The sequence below is a fragment of the Psychrobacter okhotskensis genome (assembly GCF_965638355.1).
Taxonomy (GTDB): Bacteria; Pseudomonadota; Gammaproteobacteria; order Pseudomonadales; family Moraxellaceae; genus Psychrobacter; species Psychrobacter okhotskensis.
This window is the reverse complement of the sequence record NZ_OZ281822.1, coordinates 2,681,639-2,706,400: the sequence shown is the minus strand read 5'-3', so window position 1 is coordinate 2,706,400 and position 24,762 is coordinate 2,681,639. Positions and strand designations below refer to the sequence as shown.

Sequence of the window (24,762 nt, the reverse complement as noted above, 5' to 3'; positions counted from 1 at the left end):
GGGGTTAGTAGCGATATTCTAGTTTTCATCAACGGGCGCGGCTTGGTTTTTTAGGGCGTCAGAGAACTCACTCAAGTCCATCTTACGTGCCTTACCAATATCCTCATCGAATAAGCTCTCAAGCTCTGTCATTGAGGACTGTACTGACTCTATCAGGCTGGCCTCATCATCATAGATGGCTTGCTGACGCTCAATCAAATCATCATCATAGTCACGGAAAGTTTGCACGGTTTCGCGCGCTTTTTCAGGAGAGATGCCAAGCAGCTGCAAGGACTCACGCGACATATCTAAAGACGATAAATAAGTCTCACGCCAGATATGACGAACCCCAACTTCACGGAGACGGTAATAGTGCTGTCGGTCACGAGCGCGTGCCAAGATAATTAAGTCAGGGTAGTTTTTGCGCAGGTATTGAGCGGTGGTAATAGAGCGCTCTAGGTCGTCAATCGCCAGAATAAAGACGCGGGCTTTTTTGATACCAGCGGCGCGCAATATCTCAGGGTTTTTTGGATCGCCGTAATAGACTTGGTTACCAAAGCGCCGGACGAAATCCACTCGATTGGCGGAGCGTTCGATGGCTGTAAATTCGATATTGTGCATGCGTAATACGCGACCGATAATCTGACCGACACGACCAAAACCAGCGATAATAACCTGATGCTCATGATCAGGAATGGTATCGTACTCACGGCTGGGTTTGCTTTTGGCGAATAACGGCTCTCCTATTTTTTCTAATAATAAGAATGCCAGCGGCGTCAGCGCCATAGAGATGGTCACAATGAGGTTTAGGGTGTTTGCCAGCTCAGGTTGCAAGACATTTTGAGCGGTGGCCACACTGAACAAAACAAATGCAAATTCACCGCCTTGAGCAAGAGTAACCCCTAACCTGATACTGGTTGGCCAGCGATTGCCAGATATTTTTGCGATAGCGGTGACCACACTGAACTTGATAAACATCAATGCCATCGCACAGCCGATAATAAAGATGGGCTTGGCCAAAATGAGTTTGACATCAGTCAGCATTCCGACCGACATAAAAAATAGCCCAAGTAATAACCCTTTAAAAGGTTCAATACTGGCTTCTAACTCGTGACGGTACTCCGAATCCGCCAGCAAAACCCCAGTCAAAAATGCACCAAGCGCCATCGATAGACCAATCTGCCCCATCAAAATAGAGACGCCCATGACGATAAATAGAGCAACTGCGGTTAATAATTCTGATGCGCCACTAGATGCCACAAATTTAAAGAAAGGTCGGATGATATAGCGGCTAGCAAAAATAAGTCCGGCGAAAACCGCAAATACTTTGCCGAAATAGATTAAGTCGTAGCTCTGCTCGCGCACCCCTGACAAAAATGGAATAACCGCCAATAAGGGAATCACGGCAATATCTTGGAATAACAAGATGGTAAACGCTTCACGACCATGGGTACTAGATAGCTGCTGTTTTTCGGTCAGTATTTGTAGCACAAAAGCGGTGGAGGAGAGCGCTAAGCCGAAGCCGACAATAAAAGCCGTATCGAGTGGTAAGGAGAAAAATTGATAGAGGATACTCATCAATAAGGTGCCAGACAGACCGACTTGTAAGCCACCAAGGACGAATATTGAGCGGCGTAGCGCCCAAAGCCGTGAAGGCTGGAGCTCAAGACCAATGATGAATAGCAGCATCACCACGCCAAATTCAGAAAAATGTAATAAGCTCTCAGCGTCGCCCGCCACATCTAGCGCACTTGGTCCTAATATCAATCCGGTGATTAAATAACCAAGGACGGTCGCAATACCAAAGCGTTTGCCAAGGGGTACAAAGAGCAGGGCAGCTCCTAAGAAAATTGTAGCTTGTAACATTAAATTTGGTGAGCCGGCGGCGGCAGCGAACATCTGGAATCCTCAAAATTGGCAAAAAAATAAGCAATGTAAAACAGTCAATATAAAACAAGAAGGACAATAATAAATAACGCTAGCATACTTTATTTTTTGCGATAAATCTTCCACACGCCGTTATCAGCAAGCGGATTGTTATAAGCATCATTACGACGCTTACGCGGTGTCTGCCGACTGTCTATCATCTTAAAATTGGGCAGTGCATGAACGATAAGTCCAGTGCGATAAAAGCGCACACGTTCGGGCTCTAGCATCTCACCCATACTATCGCGGCAAAAGACGTACGCACGCAAGTCAATAAATTCACGATGCGCCACCAAACGTGCCTCATCATCCTTCTCCAATACGGCAGCCATACGCGCAATCTCATCAGCGCTATAATCCCCGCATTTATCAGTAAGTGCACCTACTGAGCCAAAGCTCTTAGATTCTTTAGCATGAGTTTTGGTTAGATGCAGGCGCTGAACATGATAGATAAATTGAGGTATCTCGAGGCTGGCAGGTAATGGCAGATAATCGGGCGGTAGATTGGCCGCCGGATAAAAGGCCATCGCGCGTTCGAGCAGCGTCTGCCAACGCTGTTGATAGGCTTGGACTTCGGCTAGATTGCCTTCATAAATAGGCATATCACGGATTTGACACAAAATATCAGGCGGGAACTGCGCATCTCGAAAGCTAGCAATGTCTTCTTGCAGCGTTGATAGCAATGTTTTGGCATGCTTTTTACCCTCGCTTGAGATAGGGTCATCAATGTAGCTAGGAGCAACGAAAGGAGCTGAGCGTCTCGACATGGCAGAAGGTCATCAATTGGTTATGAATAAGGGTTTTAAGCCTTAAGTATACAGAATTTATAGGAAAAATATGGCGGCGCGGCCAAATTTTCCATTATTTTTAACATGCTCTTACAATGATAAAAATCTGCCTGATATAAGCTGATTTGCAATAAAGGTCTTTTATTTATCTTTTTTAAGCCACTTTTTAGGCGCTTTTTTATGAATCATCATTCACCTCCTTCGTCCATATATGATAACTGGCGTGGCTTATTAGAAACTGTTGGTAAAATAATTTTAAGGATTATCGGTGCAGGACTGGCGCTGCTATTTGGGTTTTGGTTAATAATGGCATCCAATATGGGACCGGCTTATCTGCCGCACCTCATGAACGGTGCGCTAGATTTTTGGATTCGCATGACGCTGTTGGGGCTCGGGCTAAGTACTTGGCTCATAACAGCGCTGTGGATAATCTGGCTAATACTGCGTTATTGCCAGTACTTTATAAAAAAATATCAATTAAAACGTCGCTCATAACTAACAACCAGATAGGCGACGTCTTAATTGATAATTATATGATTTAATATTTAATGTCTTATGTTTAATGTCTTATGCTTAATGGTTGTGACCAATATGACTATTGGTATCAGTCGCCTGCTGTGAGATATCGCAAACTAAAGCATCGCTATGCGTCTTGGTTTGCGGATGCGCTAAGCTTTCAACCTGAATGGTCGCATGGTGAATATCAAGCTCAAGGAGGCTTTGCTCTAAACTGGTAATCAGGATACTGGATTCATAAATACTCATTTCGCCATCGACGACCACGTGACACGATAGGGCGTTGAGACCGCTGGTGATACTCCAAACATGCAGGTCATGGACTTGTCGTACTTGCGGATGGGTAAGCAGTTTATCCTCGACCTCCACCAGCGATATTCCCTCTGGCGTCCCTTCCATCAGGATATGGACCGAATCACGGACGACGCGGTAACCACTAAACAAAATCAATATGGCGACAATCACCGAGGCCGCCGCATCCGCCCAAATCCAGCCAAAGCTCATCATCAAAAGCGCGGCAACGATAGCGGCAACCGAACCCATCAAATCGCTCAAGACATGCAAATAAGCACTTTGCATATTCAGATTGACCGGTGCTTTACCCTCATTTTTTCCTTGACTGTCCTTGTTACTACCTGCATGACTGTGACCATGTGCATCTGTGCCGCGACTGCCACGGTGCATCAGCCAAGCGACCAAAATGTTGACCAACATACCAATGGTAGCAACGATAAGCATGCCTTGGGTCGCAATCTCAGGCGGCGAATTAAAGCGTTTAATCGCCTCATAAAAAATCATAATGGCAATAATAACCAACGTCGCACCATTGACTGTTGCCACTAAAATCTCAAAGCGTTTATAGCCAAACGTCTTTTGATGAGTGGCTGCTTTTTCACCAATTTTGAACGCCATTAACGTCGCGCCAAGGGCTACGGCGTCACTGAGCATATGACCAGCATCAGACAATAGCGCCAAACTGCCCGTGAGCCAGCCACCGATGGCTTCGATAAACATATAGCCAGTAATAATGATAAAACTAAATAGCAAGGTACGCTGATAGCCTTTGGTATCACGCGGTGCAACCGTCTGTTCTAGGTGTTCATCGTGGTCGTGATTGTCTTGATTATTATCAGTATAACTGTCTTTAATATAATGACCTTCTGCATCCTTTTGACCGTGCTTATGATTATCAGCCGCAGTATTCTCATGAGAATGGTCATTCTTTTCAGATTTTGGGTGATTTTGATTCATAACAACACTCAGGATGATAGAAGGTGAAATTTGATTGCTTATAAAGCTGTGCTTGCTGTATAAAAACCAGACAGATATAAATAATTTAGCACATTTAATAAATGCTTGCTGTATCTAGGCGGTAAACGATAAATGAACTATTTCTAATAGCGTTCTTTAGTAACGGCGAGTTATAGAGGAGTAGTTGGGCTTATAAAGAGTAGTAGTTGGAAGTTACCAACCAACAGGGTCAATATCCAAGGTCAGCTTCAGGTATTTGGCGCTTGGCAAGGTAAGTACAGGTTGCCACCAATGATTTAATACCCGATGCAATTGCTGTCTGTCTTTGCCTAACAGCAGTAAATGCACGTGGTAGCGACTGTTCTTTTTACTCATTGGCGCATCGATAGGACCGAGGACAGCAAGATTATGCCCATTTGGCAAAATAGCAATCGCATCTTTAAGCGTTTGCGTCGTGGCGGCAAGGGTTTTGCCTTCACAGCGTATTAGGGCAGAGTGGCTATGCGGCGGCAAGCCCATCATTTTACGCTCTTGCAATAGCTCACGAGCAAATGAAAGATAACCATCTTTTACCAATTTTAATAACAGCTCATTATCGGGCTGCAGCGTTTGAATCAATACGCGCCCCGATTTATCACCGCGACCGGCACGCCCTGCGACTTGAATCATGAGTTGTGCAGTATGTTCCGGTGAGCGAAAATCGGCTGATAAAAAGCCACGATCAGCATTGGGCAAACAAACAAGCGTAACATTAGGAAAATGATGACCTTTGGCGACCATTTGCGTACCAACTAAGATGGCAGGCTTGCCTTCATTGATACGTTGATAGATATTCTCCCAGCTGTCTTTACGTCTGGTGGTATCGCGATCGATTTGGATAATAGGGTAAAGCTCTTTACTGGTTTGCGGATTGGCAAAAATCGCATGCAAGTTTTCGCTGAGCCTTGTAGTGCCCATGCCTTTGGCATCCAAATTTTGACTGCCACAATCAGGGCAAACCGTTGGAATATAGGCTTGCCAATCGCAATGGTGGCACTTTAAATATGAGCTGCTTGAATGGGAGTTAGATGGCGAATGGCTATTATAATGAACGGTTAAATGCGCGTCACAGCGTGGACAATCTGCTTGCCAACCGCAAGCTTCGCATAGCAAAACTGGTGCATAGCCGCGACGATTTAAAAATATTAATACTTGATCGCCAGCCTCTAGTGTTTGCCGTATTGCGCCGATAAGCGCATCGGTCAGACCAGTATCATAGCGTGCGCCTTCGTTCGTCGTTTGTTGATGCGTACTTTGCAGGCGCGCATCAATCAGCTGCATGCTGGCAAGCTTGGCATTACCGGGGCGAGTTTGCAATTGGCACTCTACCAGTTTACCGTCATCGACCAGTTTTAGATGCTCAAGAGACGGGGTGGCGGTCCCAAGTACGACGGGGATATTGGCTTGTAATCCGCGATAAAGCGCGACGTCAGCGGCATGATAGCGCAGCGTATCTTGCTGCTTATAGGAGCCATCATGCGCTTCATCAACCACAATTAAGCCCAAATCTGCAAAGGGATAGAGCACCGCTGAGCGCGTTCCAATGATAATTTGCGCATGACCGGTACGGCAATCTTGCCAGCCTTGTAGGCGATGGGTATTGTTCATACCCGAATGCAATAAGACAATATGAGCGGCAAAGCGACTGGCAAAGCGCGCGCGCGTCTGCGGCGTGAGTCCAATCTCTGGCACCAAAATCAAAACTTGCTTGCCGGCTTCTAAGACCGCTTGCATCGCTTGCAAATAAACTTCGGTTTTGCCACTACCGGTAATACCGTTTAATAAAAATCCCGTGTAGCGCTTAGCTTCGTGGGCAGCAATGATAGCGTCGACAGCAAGCTGTTGCTCATCGTTCAGATCAAGTGGCATTTTCGCGAGTTTGACAGGGGCAGGTGCTTGTTTTGGCTCAATATAGCGTTCGATAAGGCCTTTTTCTTCCAGCGTCTTTAAGAAGGCTCTTTGCATGCCTTCCAACAACAAAGTATCTTCACTCGCACCGCGTTCGCCATGCAGTTTAAGCATATCGAATTGCTGCTTTTGTTTTTTGGCATTGGCACGAAAGTCATCATCATTCGCATGCGGCAAAATTCGCCAATGGGTAATCAATAAGTCTAGCGGATTGCCTTGACGAACGAGGGTGGGCAAGATGACTGCTAATACATCACCGAGTGGATAGTGGTAATAACTCGCCAGCCAATAAGCCAGCTTTAGCATGCTGGCGTCCAAAATCGGCTCGGCATCTAAGCACTTATTGATAGGTTTGAGTTTTTTTATTGGTACGCTGCTATCTGCTGCAGCGATATGAGCAATGACGATACCAATTAAAGTCTGACGACCAAATGATACCTCGACGCGGCTACCAATTGGCGGTAGTTGTGATGCAGCCTCATTTAGTGAAATGTTCATATCTGCCGGTAGGCTATAATCAAATACCCGATAAAGGGGCACAGGCAGCGCAACTTGTACCAACATAAAATGCATTCCTAACTTTTGGGTATCTAAATAATAAACTCGATGAGGATAATAACAGTAAGCCCAAATAATGATATTTGGGCTTACGCTAACAACCGTTATTTTGACGCATTCACTTAAGCATTCAGTGTAATAACTTCCGTATTATTCAATGTATAGTATAGACTCAATTTCAACCACACCGCCTTTAGGTAGTGCGGCTACTTGTACCGCTGCACGGGCAGGGTATGGCTCGCTTAAGTTGGCAATGAATACCTCGTTTAAGGTGGCAAAGTCATTCAAATCAGTCAAAGATACATTGAATTTAACCACGTCATTTAGACTGCCACCCGCGGCTTCACAAATGGCTTTAATGTTTTCAAACACTTGCTCAGCCTGTGCTTTAAAACCCTCGCGCAGTTCCATGGTTTCAGGATCAAAACCAAGCTGACCTGAGATATAGACGGTGTTACCGACCTTTACTGCTTGTGAGTAAGTACCAACAGCGGCAGGAGCTTTATCTGTTTGAATGGTTTGACGACTCATATTATATCCTTAACGTATTTTTTTCGTTTGATTGATTGGATTTACTGACTAAAAACGAAGTAGCAAAGTTTATCATTATTTTGGTTTTTTCTAAAAATTAAGGCTAACTCTATAAGGGTTTAGTGCTTCTTCAATCAGCAAAAAAGTTAGGTATTAAGCATTAATAGCGCTTATAGCTATAGCTGATAAAGTCGCATAATATTAGGAAATCCCAGTAGTGAGCGCAGCTCGCGAATGCCTTGTGCTAAGTGATTGCGACTACGCACCACAATATGGATGATGGTGTCAGTATGGCGCACATCGACCGTTTCGACCCCCATATTTAACTGGCGCAGATGGTAGATAACCTCGCTAATTTGTTCGTCGCTGAGGGCAAGAGACAGCTTTAAATAAGCCGAAAAACGGACTTTGCTAGCGTGCTCACCGGACTCATTTTGTTTGATAGCCTTATCATTGCGCCAGCGCAGCTGTATCACTTGGTAAGGGTTGTCCTTACGAATATCATCGAGCGAAAAGCATTTATGGCGATGTACCACCAAGCCATGACGCGATAAATGGCCAACGATAGGGTCGCCATAGATCGGATGACAGCAATTGGCAAAATCAAGCTCAACCCCTGAGGCGTTGACGATCAATTGCTGCGGTTGCGCCGTATCATCGCTGTGTTCTTTGGCCTGCAAGTCACTGACTTCATCGCTAAATAGCCGCGTGACTACCAGCTGAGGCAATAGCGTACCCGAGCTGATCTGCTCAAATAGCGCACTTTTTTCTGCCAGACCGCGCCATTCTGTCAAGTTTTTCCAGTCGCTATCGGTTAAATCATCGAGACTTTTTTGATAGGTTTTTAGCGCGCGATCCAAGGCTTGTTGACCGTGGTGCTGCTTATCAGCTGCAGATAAATCTTTAAACCAGCGTAAAATCTCTTCACGAGCTTTATTGGTTACCACAAATCCTAACCATTCGGCTTTTGGTTCCGAGTGGCTATTCACTTCTATCTCGACCAATTGACCGTTTTTGACCACCGTACCCAGCTTGGCTTTTTTACCATCGATATTGGCACCAACGGCGACATTGCCGACCATAGGTCCAACAGCGTAGGCAAAGTCAAGCGCTGTGGCTCCTTGCGGTAGCTCATAAGCACGACCTTTTGGGCTATAACAGATGATTTTGCTTGAATGCAAATAATCCATCAGCTCATTAATCGTCGAGACCGCAGCGGTAAAGTCAGGGCTGTGTTGATTAAGGCTGTCCTCATCCACCAAGTCCTTCATATTGCGCAGCGATGCTTGAATGACTGATTGGCTGACATCGGAGGCGTGTTCTGCGCCAATGACGCCCAGCCTTGCCGCATTTTGCATCTGTTTGGTCAAGATAGTGACTTTTACAAAGTCGTTATCGCGCTCATAAATAAGGGTCAGTGATTGGTTGCCACCTGGTAATGGACGCCGAATATTGTCAGCGATATGGCCGTCATCGATCTGATATTTTTTGATTAGGTAATAAGCAAGCTTGTCACATTCTTCGATACTATCGAGCACAATCTCAAAAGCGTAGTGACGGAGCAGGGCATTAATCTCACCGCGATTGCGGAAAAACTGCCGATATATCACCACACGATTGTCTAATACTTTCACGAGGCCATTGAGCCCTAGATTATTTAAGACAATAGTCAGATAGCTATGAATGGTTTCTCTTTGGAAGTTTCGTCCCAGCCCATGTTGCAGTAGCTTATCCGAAATCTTGTTATACATCCCAGAATCAAGATTTCGATAACATAGCACCTCGATATAATCGGCAATGTCATTGAGACCCATCAGACGGGCAAATGGCACATAAAAATCTAATGTCTCTTGCGCCGTGGTGCGCTGTTTTTCGGGACGTACCGCATCCAGCGTCGACATATTGTGTAAGCGGTCGGCCAACTTAATAATGAGCACTCGTGGATCAGCAAGGGTAGCCGTCAGGATTTTATGAAAGGTAGCAGCTTTATTCTGTTGCTTATTATGAGACGAGGATTTTAGTTTGGTGACCCCATCGACCAGCCTCGCCACGACTTTGCCATAACGCTGCTCAATTTGCTCATCACTGACCTCGGTATCTTCGACCGTATCATGTAAAATCGCCGCAATAATTGTATCTCGATCTAAGCGAAAGCCCGCCAATATCTCAGCGACCGCCATCGGATGAGTAATATATGGCTCCCCTGATTTACGCTTGTCTTTAATGTGCGCAATATCGCCGAACTCACAAGCATCAATAATGTCACGGCGTTCAGCAGCAGTCAGATAGCCAACTGAACGGAGCAAATTATATTGAGCATCATCGACTAGGTGATGACTGAGTTTGGGGAGGGTTTGACTCATAAAGTGACGATCCTATTTTCCATTATCTATCATTGATTGAGCGCTGTTGAGGTAAATGGTGACTGAATGAATACTAATCTATCGTTAAAAAAATAATATCGGTGCATGGATATATGGATATAAAAGCAACCGCATGCAAGCTGTACTAGCGTATCGTTCACAAGGTTGATACTGTCACGCTTTTAAATTGCAGCGACCATATCATAAAAGAAAACGATCATTGTAAAAGAGCGCGATAATTATAATAGAGAGCAGTAGAAAGGCTAGACCACCCTCTAATTAATCGTAAATCGCCTTCAATGTCAACTGCTAAGCACAGGTGCTAGGAAAAAATTCATAAATTCCAACCCAATGGTACGATTTCGGGTATAAATGGCATTGGTAATCGGCAAAAGAACACTTGTATAAACGAAAAACCACAGCATAAGCTGTGGTTTTATCATCGATATGCAGATGCGTTTCGAGCCGTTCTTATTAAAAGCTATGATCGCCTGACAATGCTAAGTCTAGTGAGCTCGTGGCAAAGTTATGCTCTGGCTGATTTAGAATGTCGCGGGTGATTTTGCCAGCAGCAATTTCACGTAGAGCCAGTACCGTAGGCTTGTCGTTATCGACTTCAACCAACGGCTCAGCGATACCTTTGGCCAACTGACGGGCGCGCTTACTTGCGACCAAAACCAGCTCAAAGCGATTATCAACATTATCCAAACAATCTTCAATCGTCACTCGTGCCATAAATAGCTACCTCGGTTGTTTTTATCAGTCACGGGCATGGCCCGCCACTCAATAAAAATAATATCAAAAATATAAAGGGGAATAGCTAGACATTGTAGCATTTTTTGCCTAGGTAGGTGGTTGCTTTTTATGTCTGCTGCTACTTATATCGAAGGCGGCGCGCACAATGCTCAGATAAGAGGGCAGATAGTGCGATTTTAGCCTTCACCTATTTTTCCGGTTACTCTTCTACTTTGGGATTGAGTAAGTTGGTAATGGTGCGATGATAACGCTGCTGTTGACGTTTTAAGGTCTGTCTATCGGCGACGATAATGGCCTTTAGCTCAGTCAAGGCGACTTCGAAATTGTCATTAATAATGACAAAATCAAAATTCACGTATTGCGCCATCTCTGTTACCGCGCCCGCTAGGCGTTGCTCTATGACTTCCAGGGTATCTTGCGCGCGAGTCGATAAGCGCTGGCGTAAAGTAGCAATACTTGGCGGCAGAATAAAAACCATCGTCGCATCGGTAAATATTTTTTTGACTTGTAGCGCCCCTTGCCAGTCAATCTCCAAAATCACATCGACACCGGCGTCTAACTGCGCACGCACGCTTTGTTCTGAGGTGCCATAATAATTACCAAACACTTCGGCGTGTTCCAAAAATTTATTGTCACCGATAGCAGCCACAAATGTATCAACATCAGTAAAATGATAATGATGACCATCAATTTCACCGGGACGCGGGGCACGAGTCGTGTGCGACACACTGACGGTCAAGTCATTGGTGGTGGCAAGTAGCTGCTTTACCAATGAAGTTTTGCCCGTGCCGGAGGCGGCGGTAATAATAAATAATGAACCTGTCATACAATGTTTCCTAATGGAGTGCGTCCTGATGGAGTACGTCTTAGTAAAGTGTGTGTTAGTAAACCGCCAAAGCGTCAAAGGCTGGTAAAAATATAAAATGCCATCATGTAAGGTTAGAGAAACCGTAACCGCTGTATAATTATAAACTGCTTTTGGTACTTTTATTTTTTAAAGACCAACCGTTATTTTTTAAAGATTAACTGTGTCTATTACGACTGCACGGTAGTATTTTAAAAGGCAATAAAAGCAAATTATGCTAAAGTAGGGTATTGAATGCATCCCAACTTTTGAACGTTAAACTTTTGACGTTAAGCTATAAATACAAATTATCTAATGATAGGCCATCTTATGCAAATTTATCTTGCCAATCCACGTGGATTTTGTGCTGGTGTTGATCGTGCGATTGCGATTGTCAACGAAGCGTTGATACGCTTTGAGCCCCCTATTTATGTCCGTCATGAAGTCGTCCATAATAAATTCGTGGTCTCGGATTTGGCCAATCGCGGTGCCGTATTTGTCGAAGAGCTACATGAAGTGCCGGATGGAGCCATTGTCATTTTCTCGGCGCATGGGGTCTCAAAAGCGGTCGAAGATGAGGCGACGCGTCGTGACCTGACCGTCTTTGATGCCACTTGCCCGCTCGTTACCAAAGTACATATCGAAGTCGCTAAATTTGCCCAAGATGGCATGGATGCGGTATTGATCGGCCATGCAGGTCATCCTGAAGTAGAAGGCACGATGGGACGCTTTAATCGTCGCCATGGTGGGGAGATTCATCTGGTCGAAAATGAAGCCGATGTCGCAAAGCTAACTGTGCAGGATGGCGAGCGTTTGGCATTCGTGACCCAAACGACCTTATCGATGGATGATACAGCTCGCGTCATCGATGCCTTGCGTGACAAGTTCCCTAGTATCGAAGGGCCGCGTAAAGACGATATCTGTTACGCCACCCAAAACCGCCAAGATGCGGTCAAAGACTTGGCCAGTCGCTGCGAGATAGTATTGGTGGTCGGTTCGCCAAACTCATCAAACTCCAATCGCTTGCGTGAATTGGCAGAGCGGATGAACTGCCGTGCTTACTTGATAGACAATGCTAGCGAAATGGATAACAGCTGGTTCGACGGTATCGACAGTGTGGGTGTCACCGCAGGGGCTTCAGCGCCAGAAGTATTGATTCAAGAAGTGTTGCAGCAGCTACAGGATTGGGGTGGTGATTTACCGAGTGAGCTATCAGGGATCGAAGAAAACGTTACTTTCAGCTTGCCCAAAGCGTTACGTATTCCGGTCACACAAGTGGGTAAATAACATGAAAAAACAGAAAAATAAATTCGTACTGGCAGAAGCCTCTGTTGAAGACATTAATAAGCAATTGAAAATCAACATGCTGGTCATTGTCGTACTGATATCGATGTTGGTTCTCAACACCGCGCAATTTATGAAGGATTATAGTCTGTTATATGCTGTTCTCATTGCCATCATGGCTTTTTTCCTCTTTATAATGGCTAAGAGTCGCACGCTGCTTACTATGAGAAAGCAAGCGCTTACTAAATAAACAGTAAAGGTAAGCGCAGTCTAAAAATTACCAGCGGCTGTTTAACACGCTCTGGTAAAGCGTATTTTTTATATAACCATCACCACTTCTCACGGCAGTCAAAAGCGCTGGATGAATGAGAGGGATTCGATTGAAAATCAAGGATATCCATGTCAGCTTATTACAACTTTATTAAACGCGAGCAGCAAGACGATGGTGTGGTAGTCGCCTATTACCAACCAACGAAGAACGTCCAAGGTGCTTGGAATGAGCATGAGCAACATATGGCACCAGCCACAGGAATACTGACCGCTGAGCTCAGTAAATATGCCCCGCAAGCAAATACGCGTATTGCTCGTATTAGCCTTGACATCTTGGGACTGATACCCTTTGATGACTTTACCATTACCACTCGTTGTATTCGTCCGGGTAAAACTATTGAGCTGGTTGAGGCGGTCATGAGTAGTGGCGGTCGTGATGCAATTATTGCACGTGCATGGCGATTAATGACGCAAGATACCAGCGAGATTGCAGGGCTAGAGGACAAAAAAGCGCAGTATCAACCTGAAGAGTTAGCGGACTGGGATGGGATGAAAGGTTGGCCAGGTGGTTTTATTGAAACAGTGCGCTTAGTCACTGATGCCGATCGCCGTGCTGGTCGTGGTATGGTCTGGATCACCAATGATGTTGAAATGGTAGCAGGTGAGCCAACAGATGATTTGGTGCATTTATTGGGTATGGTCGACACTGCGAATGGTGTAGTACCACGGCTTGGCCTTGGCCTCACAACGTTGGAATGGATGTTTCCCAATACAGATTTGCAGATTCATATGCATCGCTCACCGCAGGGTCGTTGGCTTGGCATTGAAGCTGTACAACAGTATGGCGCTGACGGAATAGGGCTTACCAGTGCCGTATTACACGATATACATGGGCCTTTTGGTCGTAGCGAGCAGATTTTGACAATTCGTCCCATGCCTCGTTAATTGCTAAGCAGTATGTAAATAACTAGGGCGCGTCCTCAATTCAAGCGATTGTATCTAAATGGGCTAAATCTTGCCGAACATCGTCAAATAGCTGATTAATATCTCGATATTATTTGCGCTATTTTCCTCATTTGACTGCAATTTATCTCATTTTTATGACCATTTGTAAAATGAGGACACGCCCTAGCTTTTAATCAAAGTTACCCAAAGAAGTAAAGCAATTTAAATCGGTCAAAACAAGCCAGATTGTTCTGAAAAACAAAACCAAAGCATGTAATTAATTAATTATACAAATAAATGGTAATCGGTTGTAATAGCATTCAATAACAGAATCTGACCACCAATTAGACATTACCTATGAAAAAAACAATCCGTTTTTCGAACATGCTGACAACTATTCTGGAACTGTTGCTTGAGGCTTATTCAGAATAGATTTTGTACTTTAATGCATTTAACTTTCAAAGGAGTATCACTATGAGCAATGAAATGAGCGCTAAAAAATGTCCTTACGCACCGACCCAATTGACCATGGGCAATGGCGCACCAGTTGCTGACAACCAAAACAGTCTTACCGCCGGCAAGCGTGGACCACTATTGGCACAAGATATTTGGCTAAATGAAAAATTGGGTAACTTTGTCCGTGAAGTGATTCCAGAGCGCCGTATGCATGCCAAAGGCTCCGGCGCATTTGGGACCTTTACCGTCACTAATGACATTACCAAATATACCCGCGCTGATATTTTTAGCGAAGTCGGTAAGCAAACGGAGATGTTTGCGCGCTTTAGTACGGTGGCAGGCGAGCGCGGTGCGGCTGATGCCGAGCGTGATATTCGCGGATTTGCGTTGAAGTTCTATACCGAAGAGGGCAACTGGGACATGGTCGGCAACAATACGCCAGTGTTCTTTTTACGTGATCCTCGCAAGTTTCCAGATTTAAACAAAGCCGTTAAACGCGACCCACGTACCAATATGCGTTCGGCGACCAATAACTGGGATTTTTGGACTTTACTGCCAGAGGCATTTCATCAGGTTACTATCGTGATGAGTGATCGCGGTCTGCCCGCATCGTATCGACACATGCATGGTTTTGGCTCGCATACCTACAGCTTTTGGAATACAGCCAATGAGCGTTTTTGGGTAAAATTCCATTTCCGCACGCAACAAGGCATTAAAAACTTGACCGATGCAGAAGCGGCGGATGTCGTTGGTATGGATCGTGAAAGTCATCAAAAAGATCTGTACGATGCCATCGAAAATGGCGACTTCCCGAAGTGGAAAATGTATGTGCAAATCATGCCAGAAGCTGAGGCTGACACTGTCCCTTATCACCCGTTTGACTTGACCAAGGTCTGGCCAAAAGGCGACTATCCGCTGATCGAAGTGGGCGAGTTTGAATTAAACAAAAACTCTGACAACTACTTTGTCGATGTGGAGCAAGCCGCATTTGCGCCAAGTAACCTAGTACCAGGTATTAGCGTCTCACCAGATAAAATGCTACAAAATCGTTTGATTAACTACGCTGATGCACAGCGTTATCGTGTTGGGGTCAATCATCAGCAGATTCCGGTGAATAAGCCACGTTGCCCTGTGATGAGCAATCATCGTGATGGTCAAGGACGCGTCGATGATAACTACGGCAGTCGTCCGCACTATGAGCCAAACAGCTTTAGCCAGTGGCAAGAGCAGCCTGACTATGCTGAGCCACCATTAAAGATTGATGGCGATGCCGCGCATTATGATTTCCGCGAAGACGACAGCGATTATTTCAGCCAACCTAGAGCGCTGTTTAATTTGATGAGCGCTGAGCAGCAACAAGTACTGTTTGAAAATACTGCTGGCAACCTATCAGGTGTGCCTGACTTTATTCAGTATCGCCATATTCGCAACTGTAATTGGTGTGACCCCGCTTATGGCGCAGGCGTGGCCAAGGCATTAGGCCTAACGGTCGAGGACGCAATGGCAGCGCGCGCGACTGATCCTGCCCGTGATTTACCTAGTTGCTTATAATTATTCAGACGGTTATTAATGATTTAGGCAGTTATCAACCTTGATATTCTAGGGCGTGTCCTCAATTCAACCGATAGCAATCTAAATGGGCTAAAAATGGTTAAATCTTGCCAAACATCGTCAAATAGCTAGGTAATATCTCGATATTATCTGCACTATTTTCCTTGTTTGACTGCAATTTACCTCATTTTTATCACCATTTTTAAAATGAGGACACGCCCTAAACATTATGCCAATAGATTGCTGATACAAAAACACCGCTTTAGGAAACTAGGGCGGTGTTTTTGTTGAATTGAACTTTTTAGCTTGAAATTTTCCGCTGCGCCCCTATTAGTATAAACAGCTTAGCGGTATCCAAATCGTGCTTTTCTCATATTCATTTGAGCAAAAATGGTTTGACTGCTGCTGTTTTACAATAAGTTTTTGACATAAATTAAAGGAGTTTTTTATGAGTGAACAGACCCAAGCGGCTAATAAAAATGCTGATGACATCAACGTTAATAAAAGCAGCCCTGAACTAAAAAAACATACTTTTGAAGCAGAAGTGGCGCAGTTGCTACATTTAGTGACGCATTCTCTGTATTCTAATGCCGATATTTTTGTCCGTGAGTTGGTCTCAAACGCCTCCGATGCTTGCGATAAGCTGCGCTTTGAAGCCACCAATGATGACAGTTTGTACGAAGACGATGGCGAGCTACGTATTCGCATTGCTGTTGATGAAGACGCCAAAACCATTACCTTTACTGATAATGGTATCGGTATGAATGAAGCGGATGCCATCGAAAACTTAGGAACGATTGCCAAATCAGGTACCAAAGCATTCTTAGACAAGCTGTCTGAATCGCAAAAGCAAGAAGGTCAATTGATTGGTCAATTTGGCGTTGGTTTCTATTCAGGCTTTATCGTGGCAGATACGATTAGCGTAGAATCACGTAAAGCAGGCGAGCCTACTGATCAAGGCGTACGCTGGGTATCAGATGGTACGGGCAGCTTTACCGTTGAGCCGATCAATAAAGCGACGCGCGGCACTGCCATTACTTTGCATTTAAAAGAGCAATATAGTGAGGGCGAAGACAATTATCTAGATCGCGGTAAAATCAAGCGTTTGGTGAATAAATACTCAGACCACATCAGCTTGCCGATTCAAATGCGTAAAGAAGTTTGGCAAGAAGATGTAAAAGAAGAAGGCGACGCTGATGAACAAGCCTCTGCTGGCGGCGAGATGGTGTTGACTGACGAATGGGAAACCATTAATAAGGCCAGCGCGCTGTGGACACGCTCAAGCTCTGAGATTGAAGATGATGAGTACGTCGATTTTTATAAAAACATCTCTTATGATATGGATGCGCCACTAGCATGGACGCATAATCGTGTCGAAGGCCGCGTGCAGTATACGCAGCTATTATATATCCCAAAAAAAGCGCCGGTAGATTTATACACGCGCGAGCAGCAACATGGGCTTAAGCTGTACGTCAAACGCGTCTTTATCATGGACGAGGCAGAGCAGCTGCTACCAATGTATCTGCGCTTTGTCAAAGGGGTGATTGATTCAGCTGACTTGCCATTGAACGTCAGCCGCGAGCTATTGCAAGAATCGCGTGATGTGAAGTCTATCCGTGATGGTAATGCGCGCCGTATTTTGACCTTGCTAGCTAGCCTTGCTAATAGCGAAGACAGTGATAAGCAAGAGAAGTTCGCGCAGTTCTACGCTGAGTTTGGTGATGTCATCAAAGAAGGACTGGGCGAAGATATGGGCAATCAGGAACGCATTGCCAAATTGCTACGTTATGCGACCAGCACCCAAGATAGTGTGACCACCAGCTTTGAAGACTATAAAGCGCGTATGAAAGATGGGCAAAAGGCCATCTATTATATAACGGCTGACAACTTGGCGGCGGCAAAGAACAGCCCACAACTTGAGCTATTTAAGAAAAAAGGCATCGAAGTTATCTTGATGACCAGCCGTGTCGATGAATGGGCGATGAACTTCTTGACCTCATTTGATGAGACCCCGCTACAAAACATCGCCAAAGGTGCGGTTGATTTGGGCGACTTGCAGGACGAAGCTGAAAAGGCTGAAGCTGAGAAAGCGCAAGAGACCATGAAGCCTGTGGTTGATAAGCTAAAAGCAGCATTAGGCGAGCGTGCTAAAGACGTGAAAGTGTCTACACGCTTGGTCGATAGCCCAGCCTGCCTAGTCGTTGGTGAAGGTGAGTTGTCACCGCAAATGATTCAAATGCTCCAGCAAATGGGTCAAGATGTCCCAGCGAGTAAGCCGACGCTCGAGGTCAACCCTGATCATCCATTGATTAAAAAGTTAGAGAGTAGCGAGCAGTCTGACATCGATTTTGACAAGCTGGCGCAAGTGATTTTTGACCAAGCATTGTTAGCAGATGGCGGTCAATTAGACGACCCCGCTGCTTATCTAAAACGCGTCAATGAGCTATTGATGAGATAATGTTTATGGTTTGGTAGAATGCTTTGATATAAAAGGAGATCTTGTATTCAAGGTCTCCTTTTTTTATGCTATTTCTGCCTTGATTTAAGCGATTTTTTACAAATCAGCCTTATCCTCTTAACCGACAATCCGTTACAATCGCGATAGATTAGCAAGCTAGACTATTGAGTATAGAACATTGATTCTAGACCATTGGTTTACGCTATTCGCTTCTTATAATTATTCTATAGTGAGTCAAATATAAAATAGATTTGTGTCAGCCGCGTAAAAATGCAATTGAATACTATGAAACGGCTGCTGCATCAAAAATTTATTATTGGCTCGCTTTATTTCTTTCGACTGGCTAGAGGTCTAAGTCTTTGTCACTTGCGTCGCTAAAAACCGTATCGCTTCAGCGCTTTTCACTTAATTTCGCTGCCAATATTATTGCAACCTTATGGATGCTGGTGGGGTCAACACGGGCGTTTTCTTGGGTTAAGCCCACCTTTATTCAGTTTGCGGTATTCGCGCTATTGGCACTTGGTAGTAACGTGCTTTTTTCGTGGCTGGCTGCCGAAAGTGGCAGTATTTTTAATGAGCAAGGGTTGGTCAGTTATTTAATCTGGCCGATGATTATCTTATTGAGTGGTATCATTTTGGCTAGGCGCGCGGGCAATCAAGCGCTGGTTTTTGTGCCGGTGGTGCTATGGTTGGTTGCTGACACCTTGTCGGCATTGTTACAAAGTCTGGTGCAGTTTTTTGGCAGTTATGGTTGGCTGCCGGACTGGAGTTATTCATTTTTACCCATTCTGTTTTTAGTGCTGTTCTTATGGCAGACGCTTGCCTTATTGTGGATTTTTTCTCGTCGCCTGCGCACACCATGGTGGGAGCGTATTATTGTGCTGGTAGGCGCAGTGGCACTGTTGACGATTTGGCAGCGCAATGTCGCTGATCAGCCCATATTTAAGCAAATTCCCGTAGAGCCTGTGTTAGCAGAAGCCGCATTGTACGAGCAACCAAGGCTGTTACAACAAGCGCTGGACGGTATTGATCCAAGTGTCGATGGCAAAACCGACTGGTATTTTATGGGTGTGGCGGGCTTTTCTGATCAGAACGTTTTTCGCTCGGAGATTAATAAAGTACGTGAGCTGTTCGATGTGCGCTTTGGTACCAGCGGTCATTCGCTTGCCCTTATTAACAATATGTATAGTTGGCTCGATGAACCGATTGCGACCAAGACCAGTATCCTACGCGGCTTAAAAAGAATTGGTCAGCAGATGAATGCCGATGAAGACGTGTTATTTCTCACGCTATCCTCACATGGTAACGAGGATATCGTTCAGTTAGCGAATCCGCCAATCGCGATGGATAATCTAGATGCTGCATGGCTTCGTGAAGCACTGGACGCCTCAGGTATTCGCTGGCGTGTGATTGTGGTATCTTCTTGTTATTCGGGATCATTCATCGATGAACTAGCGTCTCCGACCACAGTGGTGATAACGGCATCAGCCGCTGATAAGGCATCGTTTGGTTGTACCAATACGGCTGAGATGACGTATTTTGGTCAAGCCTTCTTTGCTGAAAGCTTGAGAGGAAACACCAGTTTTGAGTCGGCTTTTAAGGAGGCTCGTATACGTGTCAATGAGCGTGAGAGCGCAATGGGTTTTGAGCCATCAGAGCCGCAGATGGTGATTGGTAGCTTAATGGAAACCGCCTTGCCAGCATTTGAGCAAGTATTGTTTGATAAAACCCGTCTACCAATTGCCGGCATTACCAATAGTGCTGGCTCTACTGCCGTAAATATCGTACCTGATGCTGCTGCTTCAAATACAAGAGGAGAGGCTACCAATGATATTAATTAACTATTTAAGTGTTATATGACTGATTATCAATGCGCTTTTTGCCTTATAAAGCATTTTTCACAAGCCATTGTTTATTTTACCTTGGATAAAAAGGACGTTAATGATGAATAATACTTATAATAAAAGCTTGTCTGCTAATAGCCAGCTCACGCAACAGAGTGTGAACCGCTGCTTTGATGGCGAGCAACATTACTATAGTCATGAGTCGACAGCGACTAAGACACCGATGACGTTCAGTATTTATCTACCAGATGAGGCGCTGGCAGGGCGGTTATGTCCTGCGGTTTTATATCTATCGGGTTTGACCTGTAATGCCGATAACGTCACCCATAAAGCGCATTTTCAACAAAAATGTAGCGAGCTTGGCATGATATTTATCGCGCCAGATACCTCTCCTAGAACTAGTGAGGGCAGTGAAGTGCCGAACGATGAGCGCTATTTTGTTGGTCAGGGCGCGAGCTACTATGTGGATGCCACCCAGCAGCCTTGGTCAGACAACTTTAATATGCAAAGCTACATCGTCGATGAGCTATACGATTTGCTACGCTCAGAATTTCCTATTCATAGCGTTGGCATTACTGGACACTCGATGGGTGGTCATGGGGCATTACTTTTAGGTTTTAAATTCCCGAGCAAGTTTGTCAGCGTCTCCGCCTTATCGCCTGTCTGTGCTGCCAGTGAGTCAGCATGGGGGCAAGCCGCCTATACTGAGTATTTCGGTGAGGACCACTCACTATGGTCGCAAGCAGATGCATCGCAGATGATCGAAAAGGTCGGCCAGCAGTATGCCAGCATCTTGGTTGACCAAGGCGCTGCGGATAATTTCTTGGCAGAAGGTCAGTTGCAAACAGCCAAACTTCAAGACGCTTGTATAAAAGCCAAGCAGCCTTTAACATTGCGTTATCAGGCAGGTCATGACCATAGTTATTATTTTATTCAGAGTGTTATCAACGACCATATCGAACATCATTGGCGCATGGCACAACTTAGCTAAGCGTTTATATTGAACTCTTTTCAATAAGCCGCTCAACACGCGCTAATGTTTAAAAGGTAAAATTATGGCAAGTTATCAAGATTTAACAGCACAAAGCTTAGATTCTTCCTCAGCTGAATCAGCGCTGGCGACTATGCAAGCCGAAATGGATGCGGCGCTAAAAAAGAAGCAGCATAGCAACAGTGACCCAGTCTCTAAAGCTAACTTAAATGAGTTCATCGCGAAAAATATCAATGACGCTGGTGACAGAGTGCTTGATGAGACCCAAGTCTCACGAGTTATAGAGATGGCGTGGGAGGATAGAACCCCATTTGGGGCGATCGAGCACAGCTACGGCCTTAATGAAGCGGGGGTTATTAAGCTCATGCGCCAAACGCTAAAGCCGTCGTCTTTTCGGTTATGGCGTCAGCGTGTGAGTAATCGCGCTACCAAGCATCAAGCGAAACGTGAGTTTGCAGTTGGTCGCGCCTATTGTAAAACCCAATATAAACAGCGCTAGGGGTTTGAATCCTTAAGATTATTGCTTTAAAGGCTTAAGTTTTTTAACTCATTTAGATGACTATCGAGTGAGTTGAAGACACGCCCTAGTATTTCTTTATTTCAACAAAATTAGGTAGCTCAATTATGATCAGTCCTTCTAAGCCATATCTTATCGCTCCTTCCATTTTATCTGCCGACTTTGCCAGACTGGGCGAAGAAGTTGAAAGAGTATTGGAGTCAGGTGCTGACGTCATTCATTTTGATGTGATGGACAATCATTATGTCCCCAATCTGACCTTTGGCAGTATGATCTGTAAAGCGCTGCGTGATTATGGTATCGATGCACCTATCGATGTTCATCTGATGGTATCGCCGGTGGATAGCATGATTGAGCAATTCTTAGAGGCAGGTGCCAGTGTTATCACTTTTCATCCAGAAGCCAGCGCGCACATTGATCGCTCTTTGCAGCTCATCAAAGATGGCGGCGCTGAATGTGGCTTGGTATTGAATCCAGCTACACCGCTGCATTATCTAGACTATGTCATGGATAAAGTGGATCAAATCTTACTGATGAGTGTCAACCCTGGTTATGGTGGTCAGTCGTTTATTGAAGGTACTCTGGACAAGGTACGCCAAGTCCGTCAACGTATCATCACTAGTGGTCGCCCAATTAGACTAGAAGTTGATGGTGGTATCAAAGCCAGTAATATCCGAGCCATCGCTGAAGCGGGCGCTGATATGTTCGTCGCTGGTTCTGCGATATTTAACCAAGAAGACTATAAAGCGGCTATCGATGCGATGCGTGCAGAGCTTGCCTTGGCAAATGGGGAGTAACGCCCCATGTAGTAAGGTATATACTATTGAATATTAGAGTTACATACTACTGATAGCCGCTGTATGACTGACTATATCAAGCGACGCGTCAGCTAAAGGTGCCATATGAATATACAAAATGCAGAACATAAAAACCAAGATTTGCAACCACGCAGCTTAGTACCCAAAAGCATTACCATTGGCTTGGCTATGTTTGCGCTTGTCTTAAGTTTGGCAGGCTATGGCTTTCGTCTCATGGTAGGTGATGATACTGGCGAAGTATTACGTCATGCTGCGGTCATCGTGCCTGCATTTATGCTGGGTATTCCGCTTTTGTTCTGGATAGGGTCACGCATATTTAACAAGGTTAAAGGCACACATATAGAAGGCTGGAATGCGATTAGCTTGGGCTATTTAACCTCTTGTATATCGATACTATGGTTGATGGGTACTTATAGTTAATTTTTTAGTCGCCAAGATGAGGTTGCTGAATAAATATAACCTTATGAATATAATGGGGCAATATTTTTTATAAGCGGTTTTTACACACTTTTTCATCATTAAGTCAGGCTTTTTAAGCATGACTGGAATTTTACATGCGAATCATACCGACCAAGATTGCCAACATTATCTATCCAAAAGACTTACCAAATGGCTTATTTACCAGCTTAATTATCGCCTGTTTACTGTTAGGGCTGGCATCACTGCGTCATGGTACAGATTTTCAAGGCTGGCTGAATGTCATCGAAAACTGGCTGCTTATGCTGTTGATATTTCCGACGGCTACCGCTACCGTTGCATTGCCGTTTAAATATCGAGATCCGACGCTCGAGTTAAAGCTCATGTATTACCTCGGCATGTTTGTGGCCTTCTTATTTACCATCGCAAAACTACGCTATTGGCGTTAACTGGTTTGCAGTGTCAGCAGACGAAAGTCGCATTTATATGTAAGACTTGCGTGACAGCCCTTGAATTCTAAGGTCAAAGCGTCCATTGTATGAGTAAGACAGTTTTACCCGCGTTACTGTAAATTGCTAGCTTTATTAAATGAATTATTAGGGTTTCTTTGCAGCGATAAACGGGTTAATAAGGATAACGTGAATGCCATACGACATTGATAATGAAATAGAAGTAGACAACGAAAGCACCGATCAATTTGCAGGATTTGCCAAAGAGACGACACTCGAGCTAGTAGAGGCGGATGATGGTCGATTGTTATTGCGTGACGCTGAACAAGATGAAGCGCCGCTGATGACCATTGATTTCTCTGAAAAACTCAAAGAGTTGCTTGGTAGTGATACGCAAGCGATAGGTCAGCACATGATTCATGCGGCGATTCAAGTTATCATGCAAAAGCAGATGAGCCAATGGCATGCGCATGTCTATGATAAAGAGCCAACACACTATAGTTAATTCAATCTGCACAGCTGTTTCTGTATAGCTATTAATAATAGCGAGTAAGTTAGTAAGGCAAGTTAAGCACAAATAGCCAAAACGTCAGCAATAAAAAAGGGTATATCAATTGATATACCCTTTTTTTTGTTCAAATAATAGCAATTATTTGATTTTAGCTTCTTTAAAGATCACATGCTGACGTACTTTTGGATCAAACTTTTTGATTTCCATTTTGCCAGGCATAGTGCGCTTGTTTTTGGTAGTGGTGTAGTAATACCCAGTACCAGCGGTTGATACTAACTTAATTTTATCTCTCATGATAGCTTTCCTGTAAATGAGGGGTCTTCAAACGATAGGTACGGATCTAAAAAATTAAGTGGCTACAATAAATGTAGCAGAATGGCAGCTTAAGTAACAAAGATAATCGATGTCCTTAAGCTACCAGTCGTCACTTATACTTTTTGACCTTGTGCGCGCATATCTGCTAACACTTTATCGATACCAAGTTTGTCAATGGTGCGCATACCTTTGGTAGACACACGTAGACGTACAAAACGATTTTCAGACTCTACCCAAAAACGATGGTTATGAAGGTTTGGTAGAAAGCGACGACGGGTTTTGTTGTTTGCGTGCGAAACATTATTACCCACCATAGGGCGCTTTCCAGTCACTTGGCAAACTCTAGACATGGCGAACTCCTAATCTATGAGGTATGAGGGATTCTCATACCAGTCTGGGCAAGTTGCACGTATTTGCGGCATGGACACAGCAAGCGGCAGCTTTGCACCAAACAAAACTATATGAAGGTTGAGCTGA

General features: G+C 44.6%; 23 protein-coding genes. 13 read left to right on the top strand and 10 right to left on the bottom strand.

The annotated features are described in order from the left end of the window. Positions 1-18 precede the first annotated feature (18 nt). Both ACSUPM_RS11200 and ACSUPM_RS11195 read right to left on the bottom strand, forming a co-directional pair. The gene (locus tag ACSUPM_RS11200; RefSeq protein ID WP_025652434.1) at positions 19-1,878 is read right to left on the bottom strand and encodes a monovalent cation:proton antiporter-2 (CPA2) family protein; all 1,860 of its coding nucleotides are present in this window, start codon (positions 1,876-1,878) and stop codon (positions 19-21) included. An 89-nt stretch (positions 1,879-1,967) separates the two neighbouring features. Continuing rightward, complete coding sequence (locus tag ACSUPM_RS11195; protein ID WP_101212386.1) at positions 1,968-2,672, bottom strand: hypothetical protein; 705 nt, start codon at positions 2,670-2,672, stop codon at positions 1,968-1,970. 201 nt (positions 2,673-2,873) lie between these two features. Here ACSUPM_RS11195 and ACSUPM_RS11190 point away from each other — a divergent pair, with 201 nt between their 5' ends. Then, entirely contained in the window at positions 2,874-3,188 is a 315-nt protein-coding gene (locus ACSUPM_RS11190) for a hypothetical protein (RefSeq protein WP_173238837.1), read from the top strand. Positions 3,189-3,266: 78 nt separating this feature from the next. Here the strand turns inward: ACSUPM_RS11190 and ACSUPM_RS11185 are convergent, their stop codons facing one another. From ACSUPM_RS11185 to gmk, 6 genes are all read right to left on the bottom strand, one after another. Beyond that, positions 3,267-4,460, bottom strand: coding sequence for a cation diffusion facilitator family transporter (locus ACSUPM_RS11185; RefSeq protein ID WP_436879950.1), 1,194 nt, complete (start codon positions 4,458-4,460; stop codon positions 3,267-3,269). 213 nt (positions 4,461-4,673) lie between these two features. Continuing rightward, complete coding sequence (locus tag ACSUPM_RS11180; protein WP_436879949.1) at positions 4,674-6,971, bottom strand: primosomal protein N'; 2,298 nt, start codon at positions 6,969-6,971, stop codon at positions 4,674-4,676. A 144-nt stretch (positions 6,972-7,115) separates the two neighbouring features. Then, positions 7,116-7,496, bottom strand: coding sequence for a RidA family protein (locus ACSUPM_RS11175; protein ID WP_025652439.1), 381 nt, complete (start codon positions 7,494-7,496; stop codon positions 7,116-7,118). Positions 7,497-7,672: 176 nt separating this feature from the next. Continuing rightward, positions 7,673-9,859 carry a RelA/SpoT family protein gene (locus ACSUPM_RS11170; RefSeq protein WP_025652440.1) on the bottom strand — a complete coding sequence of 729 codons (2,187 nt, stop codon included), beginning with the start codon at positions 9,857-9,859 and terminating at the stop codon, positions 7,673-7,675. A 474-nt stretch (positions 9,860-10,333) separates the two neighbouring features. Then, entirely contained in the window at positions 10,334-10,594 is a 261-nt protein-coding gene (rpoZ, locus tag ACSUPM_RS11165; protein WP_025652441.1) for a DNA-directed RNA polymerase subunit omega, read from the bottom strand. 220 nt (positions 10,595-10,814) lie between these two features. Beyond that, positions 10,815-11,441, bottom strand: a complete 627-nt coding sequence (gmk, locus tag ACSUPM_RS11160; RefSeq protein ID WP_025652442.1) for a guanylate kinase — start codon at positions 11,439-11,441, stop codon at positions 10,815-10,817. Between the two features lie 348 nt (positions 11,442-11,789). On the opposite strand from gmk, the gene ispH reads away from it, so the two are divergent. The 12 genes from ispH (at position 11,790) to ACSUPM_RS11100 (ending at position 23,964) form a co-directional block, all read left to right on the top strand. Then, positions 11,790-12,746, top strand: a complete 957-nt coding sequence (gene ispH, locus ACSUPM_RS11155; protein WP_025652443.1) for a 4-hydroxy-3-methylbut-2-enyl diphosphate reductase — start codon at positions 11,790-11,792, stop codon at positions 12,744-12,746. A gap of 1 nt (position 12,747) precedes the next feature. Continuing rightward, entirely contained in the window at positions 12,748-12,993 is a 246-nt protein-coding gene (locus ACSUPM_RS11150) for a hypothetical protein (protein WP_025652444.1), read from the top strand. A 149-nt stretch (positions 12,994-13,142) separates the two neighbouring features. Further along, entirely contained in the window at positions 13,143-13,958 is an 816-nt protein-coding gene (locus ACSUPM_RS11145; protein WP_025652445.1) for a thioesterase family protein, read from the top strand. Positions 13,959-14,444: 486 nt separating this feature from the next. After that, positions 14,445-15,965 carry a catalase gene (locus tag ACSUPM_RS11140; protein WP_025652446.1) on the top strand — a complete coding sequence of 507 codons (1,521 nt, stop codon included), beginning with the start codon at positions 14,445-14,447 and terminating at the stop codon, positions 15,963-15,965. A 448-nt stretch (positions 15,966-16,413) separates the two neighbouring features. Further along, the gene (htpG, locus tag ACSUPM_RS11135) at positions 16,414-18,423 is read left to right on the top strand and encodes a molecular chaperone HtpG (protein ID WP_025652448.1); all 2,010 of its coding nucleotides are present in this window, start codon (positions 16,414-16,416) and stop codon (positions 18,421-18,423) included. 359 nt (positions 18,424-18,782) lie between these two features. Next, positions 18,783-20,264: a C13 family peptidase gene (locus tag ACSUPM_RS11130; RefSeq protein WP_350587883.1), complete on the top strand. Its 1,482-nt coding sequence runs from the start codon at positions 18,783-18,785 to the stop codon at positions 20,262-20,264. Positions 20,265-20,367: 103 nt separating this feature from the next. Further along, positions 20,368-21,258: an S-formylglutathione hydrolase gene (gene fghA, locus ACSUPM_RS11125; protein ID WP_025652450.1), complete on the top strand. Its 891-nt coding sequence runs from the start codon at positions 20,368-20,370 to the stop codon at positions 21,256-21,258. Between the two features lie 286 nt (positions 21,259-21,544). Continuing rightward, entirely contained in the window at positions 21,545-21,757 is a 213-nt protein-coding gene (locus ACSUPM_RS11120; protein WP_240990812.1) for a TIGR03643 family protein, read from the top strand. A gap of 125 nt (positions 21,758-21,882) precedes the next feature. Beyond that, positions 21,883-22,572, top strand: a complete 690-nt coding sequence (gene rpe, locus ACSUPM_RS11115) for a ribulose-phosphate 3-epimerase (protein WP_025652452.1) — start codon at positions 21,883-21,885, stop codon at positions 22,570-22,572. Between the two features lie 105 nt (positions 22,573-22,677). Beyond that, the gene (locus ACSUPM_RS11110; RefSeq protein WP_101212403.1) at positions 22,678-23,013 is read left to right on the top strand and encodes a hypothetical protein; all 336 of its coding nucleotides are present in this window, start codon (positions 22,678-22,680) and stop codon (positions 23,011-23,013) included. A gap of 134 nt (positions 23,014-23,147) precedes the next feature. Continuing rightward, positions 23,148-23,459, top strand: coding sequence for a hypothetical protein (locus ACSUPM_RS11105; protein WP_010201409.1), 312 nt, complete (start codon positions 23,148-23,150; stop codon positions 23,457-23,459). 193 nt (positions 23,460-23,652) lie between these two features. Beyond that, positions 23,653-23,964 (top strand): hypothetical protein, encoded by a 312-nt coding sequence (locus ACSUPM_RS11100; RefSeq protein WP_010201404.1) that lies wholly within the window; start codon positions 23,653-23,655, stop codon positions 23,962-23,964. Positions 23,965-24,108: 144 nt separating this feature from the next. Here ACSUPM_RS11100 and rpmG read toward each other — a convergent pair whose 3' ends face one another. Then, positions 24,109-24,264 carry a 50S ribosomal protein L33 gene (rpmG, locus tag ACSUPM_RS11095; protein WP_010201403.1) on the bottom strand — a complete coding sequence of 52 codons (156 nt, stop codon included), beginning with the start codon at positions 24,262-24,264 and terminating at the stop codon, positions 24,109-24,111. 134 nt (positions 24,265-24,398) lie between these two features. Beyond that, positions 24,399-24,635, bottom strand: coding sequence for a 50S ribosomal protein L28 (rpmB, locus tag ACSUPM_RS11090; protein WP_010201401.1), 237 nt, complete (start codon positions 24,633-24,635; stop codon positions 24,399-24,401). Between the last annotated feature and the right edge of the window lie 127 nt (positions 24,636-24,762).

What these genes read in the sequence shown, in the direction of transcription:
- ACSUPM_RS11200 (WP_025652434.1), bottom strand. Translation starts at nt 1,878, where the DNA reads ATGTTCGCTGCCGCCGCCGGCTCACCAAATTTAATGTTACAAGCTACA.
- ACSUPM_RS11195 (WP_101212386.1), bottom strand. Translation starts at nt 2,672, where the DNA reads ATGTCGAGACGCTCAGCTCCTTTCGTTGCTCCTAGCTACATTGATGAC.
- ACSUPM_RS11190 (WP_173238837.1), top strand. Translation starts at nt 2,874, where the DNA reads ATGAATCATCATTCACCTCCTTCGTCCATATATGATAACTGGCGTGGC.
- ACSUPM_RS11185 (WP_436879950.1), bottom strand. Translation starts at nt 4,460, where the DNA reads ATGAATCAAAATCACCCAAAATCTGAAAAGAATGACCATTCTCATGAG.
- ACSUPM_RS11180 (WP_436879949.1), bottom strand. Translation starts at nt 6,971, where the DNA reads ATGTTGGTACAAGTTGCGCTGCCTGTGCCCCTTTATCGGGTATTTGAT.
- ACSUPM_RS11175 (WP_025652439.1), bottom strand. Translation starts at nt 7,496, where the DNA reads ATGAGTCGTCAAACCATTCAAACAGATAAAGCTCCTGCCGCTGTTGGT.
- ACSUPM_RS11170 (WP_025652440.1), bottom strand. Translation starts at nt 9,859, where the DNA reads ATGAGTCAAACCCTCCCCAAACTCAGTCATCACCTAGTCGATGATGCT.
- rpoZ (WP_025652441.1), bottom strand. Translation starts at nt 10,594, where the DNA reads ATGGCACGAGTGACGATTGAAGATTGTTTGGATAATGTTGATAATCGC.
- gmk (WP_025652442.1), bottom strand. Translation starts at nt 11,441, where the DNA reads ATGACAGGTTCATTATTTATTATTACCGCCGCCTCCGGCACGGGCAAA.
- ispH (WP_025652443.1), top strand. Translation starts at nt 11,790, where the DNA reads ATGCAAATTTATCTTGCCAATCCACGTGGATTTTGTGCTGGTGTTGAT.
- ACSUPM_RS11150 (WP_025652444.1), top strand. Translation starts at nt 12,748, where the DNA reads ATGAAAAAACAGAAAAATAAATTCGTACTGGCAGAAGCCTCTGTTGAA.
- ACSUPM_RS11145 (WP_025652445.1), top strand. Translation starts at nt 13,143, where the DNA reads ATGTCAGCTTATTACAACTTTATTAAACGCGAGCAGCAAGACGATGGT.
- ACSUPM_RS11140 (WP_025652446.1), top strand. Translation starts at nt 14,445, where the DNA reads ATGAGCGCTAAAAAATGTCCTTACGCACCGACCCAATTGACCATGGGC.
- htpG (WP_025652448.1), top strand. Translation starts at nt 16,414, where the DNA reads ATGAGTGAACAGACCCAAGCGGCTAATAAAAATGCTGATGACATCAAC.
- fghA (WP_025652450.1), top strand. Translation starts at nt 20,368, where the DNA reads ATGAATAATACTTATAATAAAAGCTTGTCTGCTAATAGCCAGCTCACG.
- ACSUPM_RS11120 (WP_240990812.1), top strand. Translation starts at nt 21,545, where the DNA reads ATGGCGTGGGAGGATAGAACCCCATTTGGGGCGATCGAGCACAGCTAC.
- rpe (WP_025652452.1), top strand. Translation starts at nt 21,883, where the DNA reads ATGATCAGTCCTTCTAAGCCATATCTTATCGCTCCTTCCATTTTATCT.
- ACSUPM_RS11110 (WP_101212403.1), top strand. Translation starts at nt 22,678, where the DNA reads ATGAATATACAAAATGCAGAACATAAAAACCAAGATTTGCAACCACGC.
- ACSUPM_RS11105 (WP_010201409.1), top strand. Translation starts at nt 23,148, where the DNA reads ATGCGAATCATACCGACCAAGATTGCCAACATTATCTATCCAAAAGAC.
- ACSUPM_RS11100 (WP_010201404.1), top strand. Translation starts at nt 23,653, where the DNA reads ATGCCATACGACATTGATAATGAAATAGAAGTAGACAACGAAAGCACC.
- rpmG (WP_010201403.1), bottom strand. Translation starts at nt 24,264, where the DNA reads ATGAGAGATAAAATTAAGTTAGTATCAACCGCTGGTACTGGGTATTAC.
- rpmB (WP_010201401.1), bottom strand. Translation starts at nt 24,635, where the DNA reads ATGTCTAGAGTTTGCCAAGTGACTGGAAAGCGCCCTATGGTGGGTAAT.